Annotated in this window: 25 protein-coding genes; 5 read left to right on the forward strand and 20 right to left on the reverse strand. The window is 56.6% G+C overall.

The features are described 5' to 3' along the window. From HMPREF0670_RS15550 to HMPREF0670_RS03400, 20 genes are all read right to left on the reverse strand, one after another. Positions 1 to 168 carry an MFS transporter gene (locus tag HMPREF0670_RS15550; RefSeq protein ID WP_083786783.1) on the reverse strand — a complete coding sequence of 56 codons (168 nt, stop codon included), beginning with the start codon at positions 166 to 168 and terminating at the stop codon, positions 1 to 3. A 3-nt stretch (positions 169 to 171) separates the two neighbouring features. Next, positions 172 to 891, reverse strand: coding sequence for a hypothetical protein (locus HMPREF0670_RS03315; RefSeq protein WP_009229749.1), 720 nt, complete (start codon positions 889 to 891; stop codon positions 172 to 174). 2 nt (positions 892 to 893) lie between these two features. Beyond that, entirely contained in the window at positions 894 to 1,718 is an 825-nt protein-coding gene (locus HMPREF0670_RS03320) for a hypothetical protein (protein ID WP_009229750.1), read from the reverse strand. Next, positions 1,711 to 2,220, reverse strand: coding sequence for a hypothetical protein (locus tag HMPREF0670_RS03325; RefSeq protein WP_009229751.1), 510 nt, complete (start codon positions 2,218 to 2,220; stop codon positions 1,711 to 1,713). Before HMPREF0670_RS03325 ends, HMPREF0670_RS03320 begins: the two co-directional genes overlap by 8 nt. After that, positions 2,210 to 3,058, reverse strand: coding sequence for a hypothetical protein (locus HMPREF0670_RS03330; RefSeq protein WP_009229752.1), 849 nt, complete (start codon positions 3,056 to 3,058; stop codon positions 2,210 to 2,212). Before HMPREF0670_RS03330 ends, HMPREF0670_RS03325 begins: the two co-directional genes overlap by 11 nt. 10 nt (positions 3,059 to 3,068) lie before the next feature. Continuing rightward, complete coding sequence (locus HMPREF0670_RS03335) at positions 3,069 to 3,344, reverse strand: hypothetical protein (protein ID WP_044077660.1); 276 nt, start codon at positions 3,342 to 3,344, stop codon at positions 3,069 to 3,071. Then, positions 3,329 to 3,778: a hypothetical protein gene (locus HMPREF0670_RS03340; protein WP_009229754.1), complete on the reverse strand. Its 450-nt coding sequence runs from the start codon at positions 3,776 to 3,778 to the stop codon at positions 3,329 to 3,331. The genes HMPREF0670_RS03335 and HMPREF0670_RS03340 overlap by 16 nt, the downstream gene beginning before the upstream one ends. Positions 3,779 to 3,789: 11 nt before the next feature. Then, complete coding sequence (locus tag HMPREF0670_RS03345; RefSeq protein ID WP_009229755.1) at positions 3,790 to 4,233, reverse strand: N-acetylmuramoyl-L-alanine amidase; 444 nt, start codon at positions 4,231 to 4,233, stop codon at positions 3,790 to 3,792. Further along, on the reverse strand, positions 4,230 to 4,721 hold the full coding sequence (locus tag HMPREF0670_RS03350; RefSeq protein ID WP_009229756.1) for a phage holin family protein: 492 nt from the start codon (positions 4,719 to 4,721) through the stop codon (positions 4,230 to 4,232). The genes HMPREF0670_RS03345 and HMPREF0670_RS03350 overlap by 4 nt, the downstream gene beginning before the upstream one ends. 12 nt (positions 4,722 to 4,733) lie before the next feature. Beyond that, positions 4,734 to 5,039 (reverse strand): hypothetical protein, encoded by a 306-nt coding sequence (locus HMPREF0670_RS03355; protein WP_009229757.1) that lies wholly within the window; start codon positions 5,037 to 5,039, stop codon positions 4,734 to 4,736. 3 nt (positions 5,040 to 5,042) lie between these two features. Continuing rightward, on the reverse strand, positions 5,043 to 5,507 hold the full coding sequence (locus HMPREF0670_RS03360) for a hypothetical protein (protein ID WP_009229758.1): 465 nt from the start codon (positions 5,505 to 5,507) through the stop codon (positions 5,043 to 5,045). A gap of 62 nt (positions 5,508 to 5,569) precedes the next feature. Next, on the reverse strand, positions 5,570 to 6,523 hold the full coding sequence (locus HMPREF0670_RS03365) for a hypothetical protein (RefSeq protein WP_009229759.1): 954 nt from the start codon (positions 6,521 to 6,523) through the stop codon (positions 5,570 to 5,572). A 25-nt stretch (positions 6,524 to 6,548) separates the two neighbouring features. Then, positions 6,549 to 7,175 (reverse strand): DUF6046 domain-containing protein, encoded by a 627-nt coding sequence (locus HMPREF0670_RS03370; protein WP_009229760.1) that lies wholly within the window; start codon positions 7,173 to 7,175, stop codon positions 6,549 to 6,551. A gap of 93 nt (positions 7,176 to 7,268) precedes the next feature. Then, a complete protein-coding gene (locus tag HMPREF0670_RS03375; RefSeq protein ID WP_009229761.1) occupies positions 7,269 to 9,038 on the reverse strand; it encodes a tape measure protein in 1,770 nt (589 codons plus the stop codon). Then, positions 9,031 to 9,192 carry a hypothetical protein gene (locus tag HMPREF0670_RS16180; RefSeq protein WP_009229762.1) on the reverse strand — a complete coding sequence of 54 codons (162 nt, stop codon included), beginning with the start codon at positions 9,190 to 9,192 and terminating at the stop codon, positions 9,031 to 9,033. The genes HMPREF0670_RS03375 and HMPREF0670_RS16180 overlap by 8 nt, the downstream gene beginning before the upstream one ends. An 11-nt stretch (positions 9,193 to 9,203) precedes the next feature. Next, the gene (locus tag HMPREF0670_RS03380; protein ID WP_009229763.1) at positions 9,204 to 9,488 is read right to left on the reverse strand and encodes a hypothetical protein; all 285 of its coding nucleotides are present in this window, start codon (positions 9,486 to 9,488) and stop codon (positions 9,204 to 9,206) included. Between the two features lie 21 nt (positions 9,489 to 9,509). Continuing rightward, positions 9,510 to 9,917, reverse strand: coding sequence for a hypothetical protein (locus tag HMPREF0670_RS03385; RefSeq protein WP_009229764.1), 408 nt, complete (start codon positions 9,915 to 9,917; stop codon positions 9,510 to 9,512). 54 nt (positions 9,918 to 9,971) lie between these two features. Continuing rightward, on the reverse strand, positions 9,972 to 11,156 hold the full coding sequence (locus tag HMPREF0670_RS03390) for a DUF2586 domain-containing protein (RefSeq protein ID WP_009229765.1): 1,185 nt from the start codon (positions 11,154 to 11,156) through the stop codon (positions 9,972 to 9,974). A gap of 14 nt (positions 11,157 to 11,170) precedes the next feature. Then, positions 11,171 to 12,076 (reverse strand): hypothetical protein, encoded by a 906-nt coding sequence (locus tag HMPREF0670_RS03395; protein WP_157579535.1) that lies wholly within the window; start codon positions 12,074 to 12,076, stop codon positions 11,171 to 11,173. Between the two features lie 40 nt (positions 12,077 to 12,116). Continuing rightward, entirely contained in the window at positions 12,117 to 13,226 is a 1,110-nt protein-coding gene (locus HMPREF0670_RS03400) for a head maturation protease, ClpP-related (protein WP_009229767.1), read from the reverse strand. Positions 13,227 to 13,394: 168 nt separating this feature from the next. Here HMPREF0670_RS03400 and HMPREF0670_RS03405 point away from each other — a divergent pair, with 168 nt between their 5' ends. The 5 genes from HMPREF0670_RS03405 (at position 13,395) to HMPREF0670_RS03425 (ending at position 18,610) form a co-directional block, all read left to right on the forward strand. After that, positions 13,395 to 13,844, forward strand: coding sequence for a YfeC-like transcriptional regulator (locus HMPREF0670_RS03405; RefSeq protein WP_009229769.1), 450 nt, complete (start codon positions 13,395 to 13,397; stop codon positions 13,842 to 13,844). Further along, positions 13,841 to 15,382, forward strand: a complete 1,542-nt coding sequence (locus HMPREF0670_RS03410; RefSeq protein ID WP_009229770.1) for a hypothetical protein — start codon at positions 13,841 to 13,843, stop codon at positions 15,380 to 15,382. Before HMPREF0670_RS03405 ends, HMPREF0670_RS03410 begins: the two co-directional genes overlap by 4 nt. A 1-nt stretch (position 15,383) precedes the next feature. Continuing rightward, a complete protein-coding gene (locus tag HMPREF0670_RS03415) occupies positions 15,384 to 15,824 on the forward strand; it encodes a phage protein Gp36 family protein (RefSeq protein ID WP_009229771.1) in 441 nt (146 codons plus the stop codon). A gap of 24 nt (positions 15,825 to 15,848) precedes the next feature. After that, positions 15,849 to 17,186, forward strand: coding sequence for a DUF935 family protein (locus HMPREF0670_RS03420; RefSeq protein ID WP_009229772.1), 1,338 nt, complete (start codon positions 15,849 to 15,851; stop codon positions 17,184 to 17,186). A gap of 68 nt (positions 17,187 to 17,254) precedes the next feature. Continuing rightward, positions 17,255 to 18,610 carry a phage minor head protein gene (locus HMPREF0670_RS03425; protein ID WP_009229773.1) on the forward strand — a complete coding sequence of 452 codons (1,356 nt, stop codon included), beginning with the start codon at positions 17,255 to 17,257 and terminating at the stop codon, positions 18,608 to 18,610. Positions 18,611 to 18,621 lie beyond the last annotated feature (11 nt).

Raw genomic sequence — 18,621 nt, forward strand, 5'->3', positions numbered from 1 at the left:
CTATTTCCAGTTTTCGTTGTCAACCCAATTCTTTTCACTTATCCACACGCCTGAGCCGAAGCAGCTGCGTATGGCAGTCCATACGAGCCGCGCGCCACGATATACGGCGGTTATCGCCCTCGTGCCGTAATATACGGCCGCCGTTGGGCGGTTGTCCTTGCTTATCATGTCCTACTCCTCAATGAAGTAGCAGCGGTCGGGGTCGAGTTCCCCAGCCTGCTGCTTGCGATTATACTCTTCTTCCGTCAAGAACGCGTGCTTGAATCCCTCGACGCTGCCGATATTGCCCTGCATATCGCGGATGCTCTGCCTGATGGACGTTAGTTCCCTGTCGCGGGCTGTGGCTTCGTCCGCCACGGCCTTGTTGGTCTCGCGGCGCAGGACTTCGGCCTGTTCGGTAAGGGCTTGTCTGCGGCTGTCCGTCTCATTGGCGATGGCGCGTTGCAGGGCGGCGTCGTTGTCGGTTCGCTCGATACGCTCGTTGTTCAAGTCTTCTGCCAGCCTCTTGCCTTTCGTGCCAGGATAGGCCTGCCCCAGGTCTTCGCCGATGGCCACGCGGTTGAGGTTGCCGATTAGCTTCCAACCTGGCGCGAGGTAAACGTAGATGTTGCCATTGTCCGGGCTGTCGCCTTCGGCGTGTATGGCCACCAGCTGCCCAGCCTTGAGTGGCTGGTGGTGCGCATCCTCTGGGGCGGTGTCCGCCTCCATCTCGGCCTTGGAGGCGTAGACCTTGCTCACGCGCAAACTTCCCGCCGTCTGTTCCACATCTGCCAACAGGGCGAGCGTGTCGGCAATGAGCCCACCCACCTCTTCGGGGGTGATGCTGCCTTCCTGCGTCTTCTCGCGTAGGGCTTGGGCGCGGGCTTGGAGTTCGTATATTGTTGCTTCCATACTTATTCTACTACTTCAAAAATGACGGAAACAGGGCATACTATTGGAGACCAAGTTGCCCCGTCATTTCCAGAAGCCCCCCTTATGTCATGGAGGAAACATTTACCATCGTAAAATTCCAACGCGCATAGAAATGAGCCGTTATCCCCTCCCGCACCAAAGGTTGTGCTCCATTTCCGGTTCAGAAAAGAGCCTATCACAGGATCTACTTCAAAGAGAAGTCCATCTGATGAATTTTTCCAATCCCCATTTCTGCTACTTACTTTGATTTTCACACGTATGGAGCCGTTCTGCTCCATGTATTGTACTTGTCCGCCATATCCATTGAAGAAGGTAACAGGAATGTCTTTCCATACGAATGCCCCTTCAATACCAACGCTGCGCCGCAGAAGTCCTGTCAGGGTTGGAAGTTCGAAGGCGTTATAGGCAGCTTTCACACCATCCTTACTTGTGCTTACGTATGCCTGTGTTGATTGCCTGCATGGCCTTGTCTGTCCATCCTCAAATTCTCGCTCCTCGTGTTCCGTTTCCTTAATGCAGACATATAAAGGGTCGTGCCATGTCTTAACAGTCACCGTTGTTTCGGGGAAGTCTATTATGTCACCGGCGATGACAATTGAGCCTGCGTACACCTTGGCCGTCGTTGTAAACTTTTCCTGGTCTACGGACAAGATCTTCATGTCCAATGCTTGAAGCAAGAATACGGAAGACCTCCCGCTTATGGCATTCAAGAGCTGGCGGTTGAAGCCTGCATCGTTGTCTTGCAAAAGTTTGATGTCATCGAGGAATAAGGGCTGCCCACCCTCACTAAAAACAAGTCTATTCATATTCGTATATCGTTATGGCATAGCGTCGGCCAGCCGGTTTATATCGTTCAACAATGCGTATAATCTCCGCGAGGTGGCGTCCATGATGGCGGTCTTCTTCTGAATTGAGCGACGAGACAAGAAAACTGGGGACAAATATTGTGAAGTTTGGCTTGCTTGGCACTTCGCCGGCCATCCATAACGTCATGCGTGGGTTTAGGAATGTGGGCGGCTTGCCCTCCGCATGGAAATACAGGCACGGATGCCGGTCGTCAGATTCGGACTCTATGTATATCTGCCTGTTTCGCAAGAAGAATCGACGGTTGAGCGCGCGTTCGATATCCTGAACGCTGGCCGTGATGTCGAGCCTTTCGGCCAATTTCTTGCGATAATCCGTGAAGAGGCGGTGCAGATAGGCCAGGGGGATGATGATGATGCGGAGCAGTGCCACCAGCACGCGGCTGCGCAGTATGGGCGGCAGCAGCTGCACGGCCCATCGGGTGAAGTCTACGTCATACCACATATCTTATAGAGTTTTGAAGTCCAATTGCAACGAAACTGCCGCCCACTGCCGTATAGTTGTTTCCCGCCACGGGGCGATAGTCGGCATCGGCGGCCGCCTTGTACAGGCATTCGGCCAACGTCACGTCGACAACGCCCTCTACGCCCTGGATGGCATCAACAAGACGTGTTTTGTTGAATGTTCCGCCATAAGTGATACCGCGCAGGTAGGCATTTATCGAATCTTCAACGGGTCTTGACTCTTCCCCATTCCTTGTTCCGTTCGCACTAAGGATAAGCGGGTCCACCTGCACCGTAGCCCTCACCTGAATGCTGTCGGCGGGCAGCGAACGAACGTTGAGCACCACACCCGCAATCTTAACGCGGTTCATATAGTGTTTGAACGCCGTTAGAACATCGGCAGAAAGCGGTTCGGGCAGCCCATCCTTGTCGGCAGATGCCAGTATTTGTATGCTTGTGCCGCGATCGCGCACGGCCACGTATCGCACCAGCCGTTTCTTCCCGTCTGTGGTGGGGTAACGCCATTGCGAGGTTGTATCGTCGAAGACTAAGGCATCGCCGTACTGGAACTGCCGCGCCACCTTATAGTACCACGGCACGCTGGCCACCACGGCGCGGCTTATCTTCTCGTCCACGTCCAGGCGGTGGCGGTCGAACAATGCCTCCATCACGTGGCAGCATGCCGCCACGATGAAGAAAAGGATGCTCTCCAGGCTCACCGCCGAGAAACTGCCCTCGAAGGTGTCGCCTTCCGCCAGTCCGTATGCCTCGCGCAGCGTGGCGTTGGCCATGAATGCATCGGTCATCGTGCGCTTTATCTCTGCTATCGTGCGTGCCATTGAGTTGGGTTTAGTTGAATGTATCGTTGAAAGTCTCGTTGAATATGCGCGCCCTCATTCCGCCATCACCGCGCAGCGTGGCCGGGGCGATGCCGTGCGCCTGGCAATAGCGGCGCATGGGGCGGTTGTACTCGCCGTCGTGCAGGCGAAGGCGCATTCCCGCAGGCGGTGCTTGGCTCACGGCCATGCCGTTGTCCATCGCCAGCCGCACCACCGCCTCCAATGCGCCGTATTCCTGTACGGCTATGTCGGCCAACGACTGGCCGTCCCTTACCGTCGCCTCCATAACTTGCGTGCGAATAGTATGAGGAACAATACGAAGGCTATCCACCCCACGATGTCCATTATCGTACCTAGGGTAGGCCAGCCGGATTTCGAGTCCGTCGACCTTTCCTTCACATGCGCGCTGACACCCTTGTCGTGCGTTCTGTCGCGTGTGGCCGTGACCGAATTGTCGGCATGGGTGTCGCGTGTGCGCTCGCTGGTGCGGTATCTCTCAGTGGCAATCACCCTGCCCGAACTGTCCTTCACCAGCACCACGCTGTCACGGATGGTCACGCTGTCGCGCGTGGCGGTGACGTAGCGCAGCACAACGCTGTCGCGCAGCACGAGCGAGTCGCGCTGGCGAACGTCCACCTCGCTGTTTCGGGTTATCGTCCGCGTCGTGCGGCACGAAGCCAGCAGCATGATTAATGCAAGTATATATAATAGGTGTCTCATTGCTCTCGGGGTTAGATGTCCTTATATTCTTTCTTGGCATCGAAACAGGGGCAGGCCTTGATGAACTCCCAGGGCTCTATGATGCCGTTGTGGTTCAGGTCGGGCGAGAAGTCGCGATGCCCGCGTATCTCGGCGGCCGGATACTTCTTATGAAGCATGCCCAGCAGTTTGCGCAGGGCCTCTTTCTGTTCAGCCGTGCGCGTGTCGGCGTACTTTCCCTTGGCGTCCAGTCCGCCTATGTAGGCCACGTTGATGAGCATGTGGTTGTAACCTTTCACGCCGTTGCTCACTTTCTCTTCACCAAGCAGCTGGGTTATCCTGCCGTCAACATGCACCACATAGTGGTACCCTGGTGCCTTCCAGTCCAGCCTGGCGAATTCCATCATCAGTTCCTTGATGGTGGTTCGCTGCGAACCACCTGTGGCATGCACCACGATGTACTTTATCGTTCTCATTCCTGTTTTGTATGTAAGTTCTCCAATGCCTCTGCCACGTCTTCGGGCTTTACGTTCAGCTTGCTGGCTATCTCCCCAGCCAAGGCTCTCTTCAATATCTTCAAGAAGGGCATGTGTGGGAAGCATATCAGCATGCTAGCCGACATGCTCCACAATTCCACCAAAATGATGCCGATGCAGATGACGCTCGTCGTCAGCCCGCCGCTTATGCCCGCCAACTTGTCTACCAGGATGAATGCGAATACGGCCGTGCCGTATACGGCGAGCTTGGCGAAGGTGTCTCGCGCCAATTCGCTCAGTGCGAATCGCTTTTGTACCAGGCTCGCGGCGATGCCCCAGACGGCATCCAGTACGATGGCCATGACGGTGAAACCCACCATTTTTTCATACCCCACGATGAAGTTCATCACCACGAGGCCGAGGAACAGGAGCCACCCCCAAACTGTGGAGAGTGCCTCGGAAAGTTTTTGTAAGAAATGTTCTATCATGTTATGTTGTTTTTAATATGTTGCGTCGATTTCGATACCTTTCGGCGTAATGCGTATGTTGTTCACCCGTTGGCGGTCCATCTCCAGCTGTTCGCGTATGAGGGTGCGCCAGTATAGCGGGTCGTTGTCCATCAGCATGTCGGCGATGCCGCATCCCACCGAGGGGCGTTCTTTCAGTTCGCCCTTGTTCAGTGCCAGTATGAGTGCCTGGTTCTGCCGCAGCGTGTTGCCAACTTGCAGCCCCGAGGTTATCTTGCCTTGTTCGTCTCGCCGCACGCGTATGGCGGGAGCGAAGTCCGTCAGCTGTATGCCGTTCATTGCCTAATGTTTTATCGTCGTATCTTCGTAATCGCTCTTATTCAGCTGCTGTGCCGGCTTGAGCGGTGGGCCAGTCGGCCCGTGAAAGCCCTGGTGGGTGTGGGCGTTGAACGCCTGCACCAGTTCGTTTATCTTCTGTGTGAGCGGCTCGATGTTGATCAGGCCGCCCAGCTTGCCGCCGTTTATCGTTATGCTCTCAGCTTGGTCCACGGCCAGCACCACCAGCTGGGTGAGGTCGCCCGATAGGCTGCCGACGATTACCGCGCTGCCTGTTTTTGGCGTTACGAGCATCTGCCCGCCGTCCGCAGCTTCCGAGGCGCGCAACCGCACGTCGGGAACGGCGATGCCACCAATCTCCACCTCGCACGTCAAGCCGCTAACCTTGCGCACGATGCCCTGCATCAGTGTGAGTTGGGCCTTGCCGGCTGCGCTGCGCACCAATTGCGCCAGTTCCTTGTAGTTGTCCATTCTTTAAGGGTGAAAAAGTGAAAGGGTGAAAAGATGGCTCGCGCCCGCTGGGCTATCTGCGGTCAGCTTAATCTGAAGCCTAATTCTATTTTTCGTACGCCGCCGTTTTCGGAGAACTCCGTGGTGACGGCCCGCACGTAATATGTGCCGTCCTTATGCGGATAGTCGGCGTCGTGCAGCGTGGCCGTATCGCCTGGCACGCATTGCGGCACGAGCCAAGTGGTAATGCTGCCGTCGTAACCGTCGAAGCTTCGGCGGCGCACTTCGGCCTCGCCGCGCGCCTGCATCGATGCGGTGTCCGAAGCGTGGCATTTCACCTCCACCTTCTCGCCGCCTGTGCTGCCCACTTCCACTTCCTTCACCTTACCGTCGGGCATCAACGCCTTCACCACAACGCGCACCTTCTTGTCTTCGGCACGGCGATAGGTGAGGTCGGCATCTTCTACGTTGAGCGCGAAGTCGTATCGCCGCTCTGTGCCCGTCACCTCGCCGGGGGGATGTACATGCAGCGCGCCGTCTTGCAGGTAGATGTCCGCGCCGCATTCCTCCTGCACCTTCTTCAGCACGTCGTAGCCCGTGGCGTCGTGGATGACGAACTTGGCGTAAGTCCATGTGTAGGTACAATTGACCTTATAGTCCTTGCCCACACCCTTTATTATATGGGCTAGCAGCTCGGAGAGCGGCACCTGTTTGAGAACCTCATTGGGGAGGTCTCGCCTGAAAGTAAAGAGGTCGTCCTCACAGAACAGTTTTATGTCGCCGCCATCTGTGGCGATACGTTGTAGCCACCCGCGGAACTCCTCTGTCAGTCCCGTTTCCTTGTAGCCGAACTTCACCAACACGACATCGCCGCGCCTTATGCGGCTCTCCACGTCGAGTGCCTGGTTGAGCTGGGCCGCAGGCAGGGTTATTTCGCATGTGTCGGCCAGCAACTCCACGCTCTTGTGCACACTAACGGCGGCGAGCATGCCCAGCTTGTATTGTCCGATGATAATATCGTATGCCATTGTGTACATGTGGAGAGTTCTTGAGTTGGTGAGGTTATGAGTTCATGAGTTCGTATTCGTTCGTGCCGAGCAGCAGCTTGTACACGTCGTCGCTGTATGCACGTATGCTGTAGTTCTGGTTGGCTTCGCCTGCCGTGAACGGCATTTCCCAACTCTCGATAACCAGGCGCGAGATGCCGAACACCTCCAATAGCGGCGATAGGGCCGTGACGGAGGCCGCCTCGCAGAAGTTCTTGAGCCGGGCCACGTCGGCCGAAGGGTAGCGGCCGTCGGTGCCGATGAGCACGCCCTCGATGGTGATGTCGTAGTCGTCTTGCGCCCATCGCTCCTTTATCGAGCCGCGGATAACGCCCTTGTTCACCTGCCGCCGCTTGATGATGTTCTTGCCCGTGAGGCTTATCATCGGTTCGAATGGCAGTAGCCACTCCTGTGCGCCTGGCTCTTCGAGCTTCAGGCTCAACGGCATGGCCATTGGCAGCCCAAGGGCATTGGTGCGAACCATGTCGGCAAGTTCGGCGTCGCTCATGGCGCGGATGGCAGAGTAGTCGCCCTCGTCAACCTGGCGGATGCCCGCATCGCGGAACAGCCAGTAGGGAGGTACTTTGCCGCCCGTTATGCGGAGTGCCATATTCTCAAGCGCAAAGCGCGTTACGTTATTCATAAATCTTTCGGGAGTTAAGGGTTAAGGCAAAAGCCTTGCTGTTGTGGTTGTCAGACCAGTCAGACCAGTCCGACCAGTCTGACTAGTCCCGGCTTATCGGTCGGTGCTGGTGGCGATGGCCAGCGCGCGGTTCATGCTTTGCACCACGATGCGCTCCAGTTCGGCCGTGTCGGCCTTATCCGTCATGTGCACATGCAGCGTGTCGAAGAACTTGGAGATGTTCATCGTGATGCTGGTGGAGCGTCGGCCGCCTGTGGCGATCTCCTCGGCCGAGCGGCGGCCCTCCTTGCCCTTGCCGGCCTTGTCTGTGCCCTTGCCTGCGCCGAACACCACATCCCCGACCGCCGCACTGCCTTTTAGCCCTGGCGTTGAGATGGCCGAACGTTCGCCTTTCTTCTTCTCCTTCTGCTTGTCCTTGGCGCGTTCTGCGGCCAGGTTCTTCTGAAACGTGCCGCCGATGCCGCGAACGGTTGCTGCGGTGCTCTTCACCAGTTGCACCGCGCTATTCACGCCGGAGACGTTCTTCACGCCAGCGGCGAAGTCGGCGGCTGCGCCTTTGAAGTCGCCCGAGAACAGCTTGGAGAATGCTTTGGACAGCAGCCCTACGCCGCGGATAAGTTCCTTGATGCGGTCCACCACGTAGGTCTTAATCAAGTCGCCAAACTTGCGCCACACGTCCCACATGGTTATCAAGAATGCGCGGAACCCCGCAAACTTCGTCCAACAAAAGACGATGACGGCGATGAGCGCGGCCACGCCTGCGACGATGAGCCCTATGGGGTTGGCCGTCATGGCCACGTTGAGCAGCCACTGTGCGGCCGTCCATATCTTCGTGGCGGCCGTTACCAGCGTGGTGATGGCCTGATATGCGGCCAATGCCATCGTGTACGTGCGGAAGACGGCCCACACCGCCAGCACCGCACCGCCCAGGATCATGAATGCCGTGCGGAACCGCACCACGAACCCGATGCCTGCGGAGATGGCCGAGAAAACGGCCTGAAAGACGGCGAATACCTTGGGGATGGCCGCCGTTATCTTGTCCACCACCTCGGCAATGGGCGTGTTCACGCTCTGCGATAGGTCTATTGCGCCCTGCTGCACGGTGTCCATCAGCGTGCTCCACTTGCCCGCCAGTGTCTGACTCTGCTTGTCCATCATGCCGTTGAACTTGCCGCCCGCGCCTGTGGCATGGGCTATGGCCTGTTCCACGTTTTGGTACGTTATCTGCCCCTTCGCCATCTTGTCCTTGAGCTTGTCGACGGATATACCTGTCATCTGTGACAGTTCCTGTATGGGGTTGAACCCGGCGTTGATGAACTGCAGCAGGTCCTGACCCATCAAATAGCCCGTGCTCGACACCTGGCCCATCACCAGCGAGAGGGCCGACATCTTGTCCTTGTCGCCGCCCGATATGTCGCCCAGCTGGCGCAGCAGCGGCAGCACCTTGCCCGTCTCCACGCCGAAGTTGAGCATGGTCTGCGCGCTCTGGGTGAGGTCCATCTTGCCGAAGGGCGAGTGTGCGGCGAAGTCGTTGATCTGCCCCAACATCTGGGCGGCTTTGTTTTCACTGCCCACCAGCGTTGTGAAGGCCACGTTCACGCTCTCGGCCTGCGCGCCCAGCCGAACCATCGCCCCGATGCCCGCGCCAATCATCGTGTATGGGTTCATCAGGAACTGCATGCCTGGAATGGCCATGAGTGAGCCCTTGAATCCTTCCAACGAGAACGCCTTTCTCAAGCCACGCCCAACGACAGATGCTTTACGGTTGATGCTGTCAAGCTGCCGCTCCGTCTCTCTTGCCACCGACACGACATTGCCTTTGTCGGCTTTGAGCTTGATGAGGAATTTCAGTACGTTATCCATCGCCTTTCGCTTTTGCTTCCGCTTTTCTTATTTCACCTAAGTATTTATATGTGTGCGCCCATTCCTCGTCCGAGAGCGTATCGGGGTCGAGGTGCAGGTAGTAGCGCATAACGGTGTTGAAGAAGAGGATGTCGAACCCGTCGGACACGTCCACCTCGGCATCCTCTAAAGCTTTTTTATTTCGGCCTCCTTCACTTCCAGAACCTCCTGCATCTTCTGTATGGCCGCCAGGAAGAGCGAGTCGTCGGTCTTAATTTCTTCGTCGCCCACCACCCACAGCTGGTTGAGCATGGTCTCGCTCATTTTGATGGGGTCTTTGAGCACGCTGACGTAGCTCAGGTCCTGGCGCGTGGGGCGGTGCAGGATGCAGCCCTTGCCTTCGACGGTTATCTCGAAGAGGTCGCCGTGCTTACGCTTCCACTCTTCTATCTGTTCTTTCGTATATTTCATATCGTGTAGCTTTAATTGGTTTTACGCCTGTTTCTTGTCGATGAAGACAAAGGGGATGGTTTTTTCTTGGAACTTGTCCCCTTGTTTCCATTCGGTGTTGTCTTCTGTGAACTCCACGCCCACCAGTATGTCGGTGCTGATGGTGTCGCCACGTGTGGGGTTGCCGTATGCCACCACCACGTCGAGCTGGGCGGCGAGGATGTCACCCTTGGCGGCTTCGCGCAAGGCGAGGTATTCGCTCTGCAACAGCGTTATCTCACCGCTATAGTCGTAGTTGCCGCTCTGCACTGCGTGCGGACGGTTGCCCTTCGCATATAGCAGTTCCTTCTCTTTCTTGATATTGTACTTGATGCCGCGGATGCCGGTAACGGGCCGTCCGCCCATCACAACACTGATGTCCGCCCATTCGTATTCTCTGCTGTTGAACATTGCCTTTTGATTTGATTTGTGAGGCGGGTGGGCTCGATGCCCACCCACGAAATGTTACTTACCTGCCGTTTCCACCTGGAACCCCAGCTTCACGTCAACATAGCGTGCGTACCCGAACGGGCGCACCTTCAGCGTGAGTTCCACTTTCGACGTGGCCAGCACGTTCTGCTTCGGGTCGATGTAGGCCTTGCAGCCCGCACCGTCGGCATCTGCGGAGAGTTCGCCCTGCGCCGTCATGGCGCGATTTACGGCATTCTCCATCATCTGCTGCCACGCAACTATGATACCGTGCTGCAATGTGCCGTCCTCGTTCACGGGCAGTTCGTCGAGCATCAGGTCTAGCAGCGCGGCATAGGCGATGCGGTAGGCCTTGTCGATGGTACGCCGCGCGGTGATGTGCGCGTAGTCGTCGGTGGGGACGCAGGCCAGGCGGTCGTCGGTGAAGAAGTAACCGGCCTTGCCCACGTACTTGCGAGGGGTGATGTAGCCCGCATCGTACAGGTCGCTCACGGCCGAGGCGTTCTCTTCCACCGGCTTGTCGCCGATGTACATGGCGATGGGCTTCAATGCACCGTCCTTGACGCGGCCGATGTTGCGCTGCACGGGGATGCTTGCCAGGCGGCCGGCCATTACGCCCACGGCCGCGCCCTCGGATGCCTTCACCGTGTCGCCGATGAGTATGCCCACGCGGTTGTAGGCCTCGCCGTGCAGGTCTTTCACCGCACCGCCCTTGTAGCCGCGCCCCTCGATGACAATGAAGAGCGGGGCGTAGAGCTGCGTCGTGGCCCATTCGGCCAGCTGCTGCGCCTTGGGCAAGGCGGTAAGGAGGTCGTCATCCAGCCCATTGGTGGTGAGGGTGGCCTCGCGGCCGTCGCCGGCCACAAATATGCCCCGCAAGGCACCGTTCTGCGCTGTGACGAGTTCCTTAACAAGGCCCGTATCCTTGTCGAGCAGTTCAGTGAACGTCTTCGTCTTGTCCACTGGGAAGATGATGAGTTTCGTACCCTCCTCGGCCTCGGCATAGAACTCCTTCACGTGCTTATGCAGGCGGGGGTTGTTCTCGGGGGTAACGCCCAGCTTGGCCAACTCATCGAACGAATGCAGGGTGTAGGCCTTGTCCAGTTCCAACGTCTTGGCCACGGCCGCCGCGCCGCACACCAGGGCGAACAGGCCGTCGGGACTCTCACCAACGGTGCCCAGCTGGCCGTTGAGGAATTGTATCTTAATCCTAGGTAACATACGCCACTCCTTTCTTATTTAGCTGCCTCGGCCAAAAGGTAAATACCCTTCTTGTCATAACGGCGAACGGAACCGCCTGTGCGGAGCAAGAACGAATAGATGTCGCCATAATAGAGGGGATTGTTGGTAGAGTCGAACATCTTCACCTCTCCCATCGCACGGCTCACCGACTTGTCGTGCCAAGCCAGCGCAGCGGCCATCTCTCCCGCAACGGCTTCCTGGTCCCAACTCAAGAGGCTCTTGTCGGTCTTCACGCGCAGAACTTGGCTGCGTGTCATGACGTTCAAGCCCCAGAGATTGCCGACTATGCCGCGCTGCACGTCAGCGGAGTTTTGGAACATCCACTTATCCGATTCCGAGAGGTTTTCAAGCAAATCGGCGTACATGTACGCATCGAGCAGGATGTGGCGTCCCTCCTTTGGCACGTTGTCCGCATCCATGCGTGTCATGATCTTCAGCAAGTCAGCCTTGGTGATGCACTTGCGCTTGCCTGTCGCGGTCTCCGAAGTGTGTGCTTCGCGCTCCGTCGTACCCGTAGTGAATAACACATTTTTTGAGGGAACCCCAAGACCCCAGCGTTCCAAAATGTTCTCTTCCGCAGCGTTCCGCAGCTGTTCGCGATCATTGCTGATTATTGAGTTGCGCTTGTCATACGACAGTTCCACCGTGTCGATATTCGGAATGTAGATGGGGTCGGTGGTCAGTTCGTCAATCTCATATTCCAAGTCATGGTCGGTTCGCTGGTTCACCGATGCGGGCTTCACCGTACGGTTCTTCTGAACCTTCGACGGCGCGCCTGCGTTGGGGATGATCACCTTATGCGCATGGACGAACGCGGAGTCGTCTACCGATTTCGATGCAAAGCTGTTGTCGGGGTAGAAGTTCTCGACAAGCGTAGTCTGCCAAATACTGATATTCAATGCCATTCTATTGCTGTTTTAATGTTGTTATAATGTCGTCCTATTCCTTGTAGTCGAGGCCGAACTTCTCCTTGTACTTGGCCTTGAACGTCTCGAAGTCCGCATTGCGCAGCTCCGATAGCTTGCCGGCCTTGTCCAGCTCGTCCCAGCTTTTGCCGGCCAAATTGGCAGGCGAACCGGTCTCATCCCGGAGTTCGTCTACTATGCGGCGGAAGGGACGTGCCTTCATGCTCGCAAGCAACTTCTCCGTGTTCTCGCGGTCGGTTTTCATCAATGCCATAAAGGATTCCTTCTGCTCGGCGGTGATGCGACGTTCGGCAATCGCCTTGTCGATGATGGCGACAACTTCCTTGTCCTCCACATCCTGCAGCTTCTTCTTGTAGCCCTCCACGGCTTGCGCCAGGGCATCGGCCTTGGCGGCCTTGTTCTCCAATTCGCGAACGTGCGCGAGTACGGCATTCTCGTCGGCCAAGTTGGCGAACGAGGGGATGCCCTTCAATGATTCTAATAATGCCATTCCTCTGTCTTTGTTTTGTGGCTGATTTCTCAGCCTGTTGTTGAAATATGTATATATCTCATCGGTCGAGCCAGCGTTCACCGCCTCGCCGTCCATGTCGTATATGCCGTCGATGAGTTTCATCGAGAGTGCCTCCTGTGCGGAAATCCAGTGGTCCTTCTCATCGAAGTACTTGGCCAGCACCTCGTCCTTCTTCATCCCGCACCGTCCGGCAATCATCGAGGCGAGATCGCCTTGTAGATTTTCCATAACCTCGGCCATCTGGCGCAGCTCCGATGCGTTGCCCCATGTGCCGCCGCTCACGGCGTGCAGCATCAGCTTGGCGTATGGCGACATGTACAGGGGCTTGCCGCAAAGGGCGATAATGCCCGCGATGCTCGCCGCCACTCCGTCGATATAGACAGTGATGTCCGCCTTGCTCGTGCGCAATGCATTATATATCGCGATGCCGCTGAACACGTCACCGCCGCGGCTGTTGATACGCACATCGATTTTGGAGTACTGTGATTGCAAGGCCATCAGTTCGGCCACCACGCGGCCGCTGTCCACGCGCTGCCCGTCGCCCACATCACCGTAGAGCAGTATGGCGACCTCTCCGTCACCTGGGATTATATTGAAGAATTTCTTTTGCACCGTATTTTGATTTTTCGGCAAAATTAAACTGAAAAAACGAGCCTAAAAAATCGTAAAAATATGGTGTAATACGGAACGTACACCATTGCAATTCAGGCGTATATGGTTAATTTGCAATTTTACGATTAGTGAAAAAAGGGGGAAATTTGCATACAAAATTAGAAATGGATGGCAAAGACAAATATCGATAAGAAGAGCATTGCACGCTCACTATTTTTGGACGGAAATTACACCCAAGAGGAAATTGCCGATAAGGTTGGCTCCACCCGTCAGACCGTCAGCCGATGGATACGCGAGGGCAACTGGGAGGAGGTGAAGGCATCAGTGGCCATCACCCCCGCGCAGATCATCTCACAATGGAACAGGCAGATAATAGAGGTCAACAACGCCATCGCCGCGCGTGATGAGGGACAACGCTACGCCACGCCCGCCGAGGCCGACGCGCTGGCCAAGCTGGCCAATGCCATCAACAAGTTGCAGAACGATGTTGGCGTGAGTGACTGCGTGTCCGTGGGCATGCGCTTCCTAACATGGCTGCGCCCGCTAGACGTCGAGGCGGCCAAGCAGTTCAACAACCTATTCGACGCGTTCATTAAAGACCAAACCACACGCGGATGAAAGCTAAACATACGGACAAGCAGGCGTTGGAACTGTGGCGCAGGTTTCATGAGGGGCTGGCCAAGGACGTGCCGGTGGACGAGGGTCTGTCGCGATATGAGGTAGAACGCCGGCGAAAGGAACTGGAACGCGACCCCGTGGAGTGGATACGCTATTTCTTCCCGGCGTACGCCAAATACGAGTTCGCACCCTTCCACATCAAGGCCATACGGCGCATCATAGCCAATGACGAATGGTACGAGGTGCTCTCTTGGAGCCGCGAGCTGGCCAAGAGCACCGTGGTGATGTTCGTGCTGATGTACCTCACGCTCACCAAACGCAAGCGGTTCGTGGCATTGGCGGCGGCCACCATCGATGCGGCCGAACGCCTGCTCGCACCTTACAAGGCCAATTTTGAGAAGAACCCGCGCCTGATGCAGTTTTACGGCAAGCAGGAAACCATCGGGGCGTGGACCAACACGGAATTCGCTTGCGCGTGCGGGGCGAAGTTCATCGCCCTGGGTGCAGGCTCTGCGCCGCGTGGCATGCGCAACGAGGCCATACGCCCCGACGTGCTGTACTTCGACGACTACGATACCGATGAGGACTGCCGAAACCCAGCAACACTAGACAAGAAATGGCAGTGGGCCGAGCGGGCACTATACCCAACGCGCTCTATATCCGAGCCGACCTTGGTGCTGTGGTGCGGCAACATCATCGCTAAGGATTGCTGCATAACGCGCGCAGGAGCGTTGGCCAACAGCTGGGACATCGTGAACATACGCGACAAGCACGGGCACAGCACCTGGCCGCAGAAGAATACCGAGGAACAGATAGACCGAAGCCTCTCGAAGATCTCGGTGCGCGCCCAGCAGGGCGAGTACTTCAACAACCCCGTGGCAGAGGGCAAGATATTCAAGAACCTGCCCTGGGGCAAGGTGCCGCCCTTGAAGAAGTTCCGCTTCCTGATAGGCTACGGCGACCCGGCCTATTCGGACAGCCGTAAGAAGGCGAGCAGCACCAAAGCCTTGTGGCTCGTTGGAAAGTACAAGGGCGTTTATTACGTGATAAAGGGCTTTCTCGCTCGCGAGACCAACGCCAACTTCATAGGCTGGTACTTTGAGTTGGACAAGTATGTGGCGGGCCGAGCCAACGTGTACTGGTATATCGAGAACAACAAGCTGCAAGACCCTTTTTATCAGCAGGTGTTCAAGCCCCTGCTGCGCGACGAGTGCGCCAAGCGTAAGGTGCAGCTCTTCATTCGCGAGGACACGCGCAAGAAGACGGACAAGGCAACGCGCATCGAGGCCAACCTGGAGCCGCTCGACCGTCTGGGCACGTGGGTTTTCAATGAGGAAGAAAAGGACAACCCCCACATGCAGGAGCTGATGAACCAGTTCAAGCTCTTCGAGCTCACCCTGCCATACCCTGCCGACGGCCCCGACGCCGTGGAGGGCGGGGTGACGACGGTGGACCAGAAGACGGGCGAGCTGGAACCCACTTACACCATCGCGCTTAACGATGAGGATATGAATAAGGACAACCCATTTATGATGTAACATGAGCAATTTCATAGACATAACCGACTACGACGCGAGCATACATCGCGAGATACTGGACAGTCTGTTGCGCCAAGGCACGGCCGACTACGACCCGCAGATTGTGGAGATATGCGAAGACCGCGCCGTGCTGGAAATGCGGTCGTACTTGAACAAAAAGTACGACTGCGACAAGATTTTCTCCGCACGCGGCACCGACCGCCACGCCCTGGTGCTGATGTTCGCGCTGGACATCGCCATCTACCACATTTTCTGTCAGCACAACCCCTACAAGATATCCAAGAGTAGGGAAGACCGCTACAACCGGGCGGTGGAGTGGCTCAAGGGCGTGATGCGCGGAGACGTGACCATCGACGGCGCACCGCTGCTGCCAGCCGAGGAGATTGAGGACAAGAGCCGATGGCAGATAAAGGCCGACGAAGTGCGCCCCACGCTCTTATAAACGGACAATCAAAAGGATTACAAGATGAAGACATTGAAACAAAGGCGCGCACAAGGCCGCCGAATAACGCAGGGTGGGATGCTCGCCGCACCTGGAGAACGCCAGCCCGACGTGGTGCTGCAGATGCCCGAGCTGTTCCACTTCAATTTGCAGCACTACATGAATGCCGTCACCTCGGCGCGCGGCATCGATTACAGCAACCGCGTGCGCCTGTACGACATGTACGAGAGCGCGAACTTCGACCTCCACCTCACGGGCGTGATGGCCAAACGGCTGCGTGGAGTGACGCAGATACCCATCGAATTTCAGCGCGATGGGAAACCCGACGAGGAGATAAACAGGCAACTCCGCTCGCCCTGGTTCAAGGAGCTGCGCAAGGAACTCATACTATCCGAGTTCTGGGGATTCACCCTCGTACAGTTTCGGATGGAAGAAGACGACGGCAATATCCGATTTGACAGCATCAGCCGCAAGAACTACGACCCCATCCGCGGCTTGGTGCTTCGCCACCAGGGCGACATCAGTGGAGTGCCCGTCGAGGAGTACGGCCACACGCTGTTCGTGGGAAGCGAGCGCGGACTGGGCATATTCGCCGAGATTCTGCCCGCCGTGCTGTACAAGAAGGGCAACATGGGCGACTGGGCCCGTTTCTGCAACATTTTCGGCATGCCCATACGCGAGTACACCTATGATGCCGGCGACGAAGAGGCACGCCGCACGCTCATCCGCGAGGCGCGACAACAGGGAACCAATGCCGTCTACATCCATCCGAAGGACAGCGACCTGAACCTAATCGAGGCGGGCAACAAGACCGGCAGCAGCGAGCTGTACCGCACCTTTGCTGAATATTGGGACAGCAAGATTAGCATCCGCGTGCTGGGCAACACCCTCACCACCGACGCCAAGAGTACCGGCACGCAGGCCCTTGGCACGATACATAAGGAGGAGGAGGACGAGATGAACGCCGACGACCGCGATTTCATCCTCGACATTCTCAATTATCAGATGCGCGACATCTTCGCACAACTTGGTTTCAACACCGACGGGGGTGAGTTCGTCTACGCCAAGAAAGAGAAGGTGGACACCGCGCAGCAGATTGACATCGTGCAGAAGTTATCTAACATGGGGCTGCCTATCGACGACGACTACCTGTACGAGACATTCGGCGTTGCCAAACCCGAGAACTACAACGAGCTTAAGGCGAAGAAGGAAGAGGAACGTACGGCCTTGCGTCAGCAGCTTGCACACCAGGGCGAAGAACCCACAACTCCCGAACCGCCCACACGCAAAGCCCCAACAAACGCCCTGCGCCGTTTTTTCGGCCTAGCCCCGACACCCATCGGGGCGGACAACGACTTCTAATCGACAACCTCTACTATGGTGGCGGACGGTGCGCATGCCACGCGCATATCCATAATGCCGATGGTGGCGTGGAGGTTTCGGCCGACCTGCTGGGCGACTTCCTGCACACCATTTACGAGGGTTTTGACACCTCCAAAGAAATCGAACCGAAGATGTGGCGCGAACTGCAACGCACAATGAACGAGGCGGCAGCCGAGGGCCTGACGCGTGGAGAATACCAACCGCGACACAACGACCGCTTTCTTGATGCCATGCGCCACGGCAATGAAGTATTCGCCGCCTTCAAGGTGCACGCTATGGGCAAGGCGATGGCCGACAAACTGCGGGATTCGAACGGCAATATAAAACCATTCGAACAATGGTCGAACGACGTTCGGACGATTGCCTCGCACCACACGGGCGCGTGGCTGCGCACCGAATACAATACGGCCGTGTTGCGCGCACATGCCGCGGCCGACTGGCAGGAGTTCGTTGAGAACAAGGACATCTTCCCCAACCTCCGTTGGATGCCCACCACGTCGCCCGATGCCGAGGCCTCGCACCGCTCATATTGGGAAAAGAAACTCACCTTGCCCGTCGAGCATCCCTTTTGGGAGAAACACCATCCGCAAGACCGCTGGAACTGCAAGTGCATGCTCGAAGCTACGGACGACCCCGCCACGCCTGCCGACGTGGTGGAGGACATGCCCGCACCGCAGCCGCAGCGCGGGTTGGACAACAACCCCGGCAAGGACGGGCACTTAATCAACGACACGCACCCGTACTTCCCCGAAAAGTGCGCCCAATGCCCATTCTACAAGCCGCGTGGGGTTAAGAACCGCATTCGGGCCGTGTTCGTGGCGCACAAGAAGGATTGCTTTAATTGTCCGTACATTGATGGGAAACTGCCCGGCAGCAACGGTTTTATATTGAAAAACAAATATAAGAATGGCGGCACACTATCTATTCATGAACTGGTGGACAAGCAAAAGACCGACTACCACGACATCATTGAAGTTGCCCAATCTTTCGCTAAAGATGGTCACAAGGTGGAAATAACGCCGTCTGTACATTTCAAGTCGGAAGAATACAAGCAGATATATGGGTCACTCATCGGCACAAAGTATGAACGCAAGTGCCCTGACTTCCGTGTAGATGGTGTCTTTTATGAATACGAAAGCTTTGTCAGACCGTGGAGTAAGAAGAAAGTGGGGAGGATGTTGTCGCATGGAATGGAACAATCGCCATACATTGTGATAAACAACACGAAAGGATGTAGTGACAGGTTCATCAGGAAAAACATCATAGCCAGGCGGAACGTTAAGGCAGACATACGGGAGGTTTGGGTTTATGAGAAAGGTAAAATGAGATTAATGTTCAAGGATGGAATCTTTGTAAATAACAACGGGGAAACCGAAGTTCCCCCGCGAGGCAACGTGCCGTAGCACATGCTAAC

The sequence above is a fragment of the Prevotella sp. oral taxon 317 str. F0108 genome (assembly GCF_000162415.1).
GTDB classification, from domain to species: Bacteria; Bacteroidota; Bacteroidia; order Bacteroidales; family Bacteroidaceae; genus Prevotella; species Prevotella conceptionensis.

What these genes read in the sequence shown, in the direction of transcription:
- HMPREF0670_RS15550 (WP_083786783.1), bottom strand. Translation starts at nt 168, where the DNA reads ATGATAAGCAAGGACAACCGCCCAACGGCGGCCGTATATTACGGCACG.
- HMPREF0670_RS03315 (WP_009229749.1), bottom strand. Translation starts at nt 891, where the DNA reads ATGGAAGCAACAATATACGAACTCCAAGCCCGCGCCCAAGCCCTACGC.
- HMPREF0670_RS03320 (WP_009229750.1), bottom strand. Translation starts at nt 1,718, where the DNA reads ATGAATAGACTTGTTTTTAGTGAGGGTGGGCAGCCCTTATTCCTCGAT.
- HMPREF0670_RS03325 (WP_009229751.1), bottom strand. Translation starts at nt 2,220, where the DNA reads ATGTGGTATGACGTAGACTTCACCCGATGGGCCGTGCAGCTGCTGCCG.
- HMPREF0670_RS03330 (WP_009229752.1), bottom strand. Translation starts at nt 3,058, where the DNA reads ATGGCACGCACGATAGCAGAGATAAAGCGCACGATGACCGATGCATTC.
- HMPREF0670_RS03335 (WP_044077660.1), bottom strand. Translation starts at nt 3,344, where the DNA reads ATGGAGGCGACGGTAAGGGACGGCCAGTCGTTGGCCGACATAGCCGTA.
- HMPREF0670_RS03340 (WP_009229754.1), bottom strand. Translation starts at nt 3,778, where the DNA reads ATGAGACACCTATTATATATACTTGCATTAATCATGCTGCTGGCTTCG.
- HMPREF0670_RS03345 (WP_009229755.1), bottom strand. Translation starts at nt 4,233, where the DNA reads ATGAGAACGATAAAGTACATCGTGGTGCATGCCACAGGTGGTTCGCAG.
- HMPREF0670_RS03350 (WP_009229756.1), bottom strand. Translation starts at nt 4,721, where the DNA reads ATGATAGAACATTTCTTACAAAAACTTTCCGAGGCACTCTCCACAGTT.
- HMPREF0670_RS03355 (WP_009229757.1), bottom strand. Translation starts at nt 5,039, where the DNA reads ATGAACGGCATACAGCTGACGGACTTCGCTCCCGCCATACGCGTGCGG.
- HMPREF0670_RS03360 (WP_009229758.1), bottom strand. Translation starts at nt 5,507, where the DNA reads ATGGACAACTACAAGGAACTGGCGCAATTGGTGCGCAGCGCAGCCGGC.
- HMPREF0670_RS03365 (WP_009229759.1), bottom strand. Translation starts at nt 6,523, where the DNA reads ATGTACACAATGGCATACGATATTATCATCGGACAATACAAGCTGGGC.
- HMPREF0670_RS03370 (WP_009229760.1), bottom strand. Translation starts at nt 7,175, where the DNA reads ATGAATAACGTAACGCGCTTTGCGCTTGAGAATATGGCACTCCGCATA.
- HMPREF0670_RS03375 (WP_009229761.1), bottom strand. Translation starts at nt 9,038, where the DNA reads ATGGATAACGTACTGAAATTCCTCATCAAGCTCAAAGCCGACAAAGGC.
- HMPREF0670_RS03380 (WP_009229763.1), bottom strand. Translation starts at nt 9,488, where the DNA reads ATGAAATATACGAAAGAACAGATAGAAGAGTGGAAGCGTAAGCACGGC.
- HMPREF0670_RS03385 (WP_009229764.1), bottom strand. Translation starts at nt 9,917, where the DNA reads ATGTTCAACAGCAGAGAATACGAATGGGCGGACATCAGTGTTGTGATG.
- HMPREF0670_RS03390 (WP_009229765.1), bottom strand. Translation starts at nt 11,156, where the DNA reads ATGTTACCTAGGATTAAGATACAATTCCTCAACGGCCAGCTGGGCACC.
- HMPREF0670_RS03405 (WP_009229769.1), top strand. Translation starts at nt 13,395, where the DNA reads ATGGCAAAGACAAATATCGATAAGAAGAGCATTGCACGCTCACTATTT.
- HMPREF0670_RS03410 (WP_009229770.1), top strand. Translation starts at nt 13,841, where the DNA reads ATGAAAGCTAAACATACGGACAAGCAGGCGTTGGAACTGTGGCGCAGG.
- HMPREF0670_RS03415 (WP_009229771.1), top strand. Translation starts at nt 15,384, where the DNA reads ATGAGCAATTTCATAGACATAACCGACTACGACGCGAGCATACATCGC.
- HMPREF0670_RS03420 (WP_009229772.1), top strand. Translation starts at nt 15,849, where the DNA reads ATGAAGACATTGAAACAAAGGCGCGCACAAGGCCGCCGAATAACGCAG.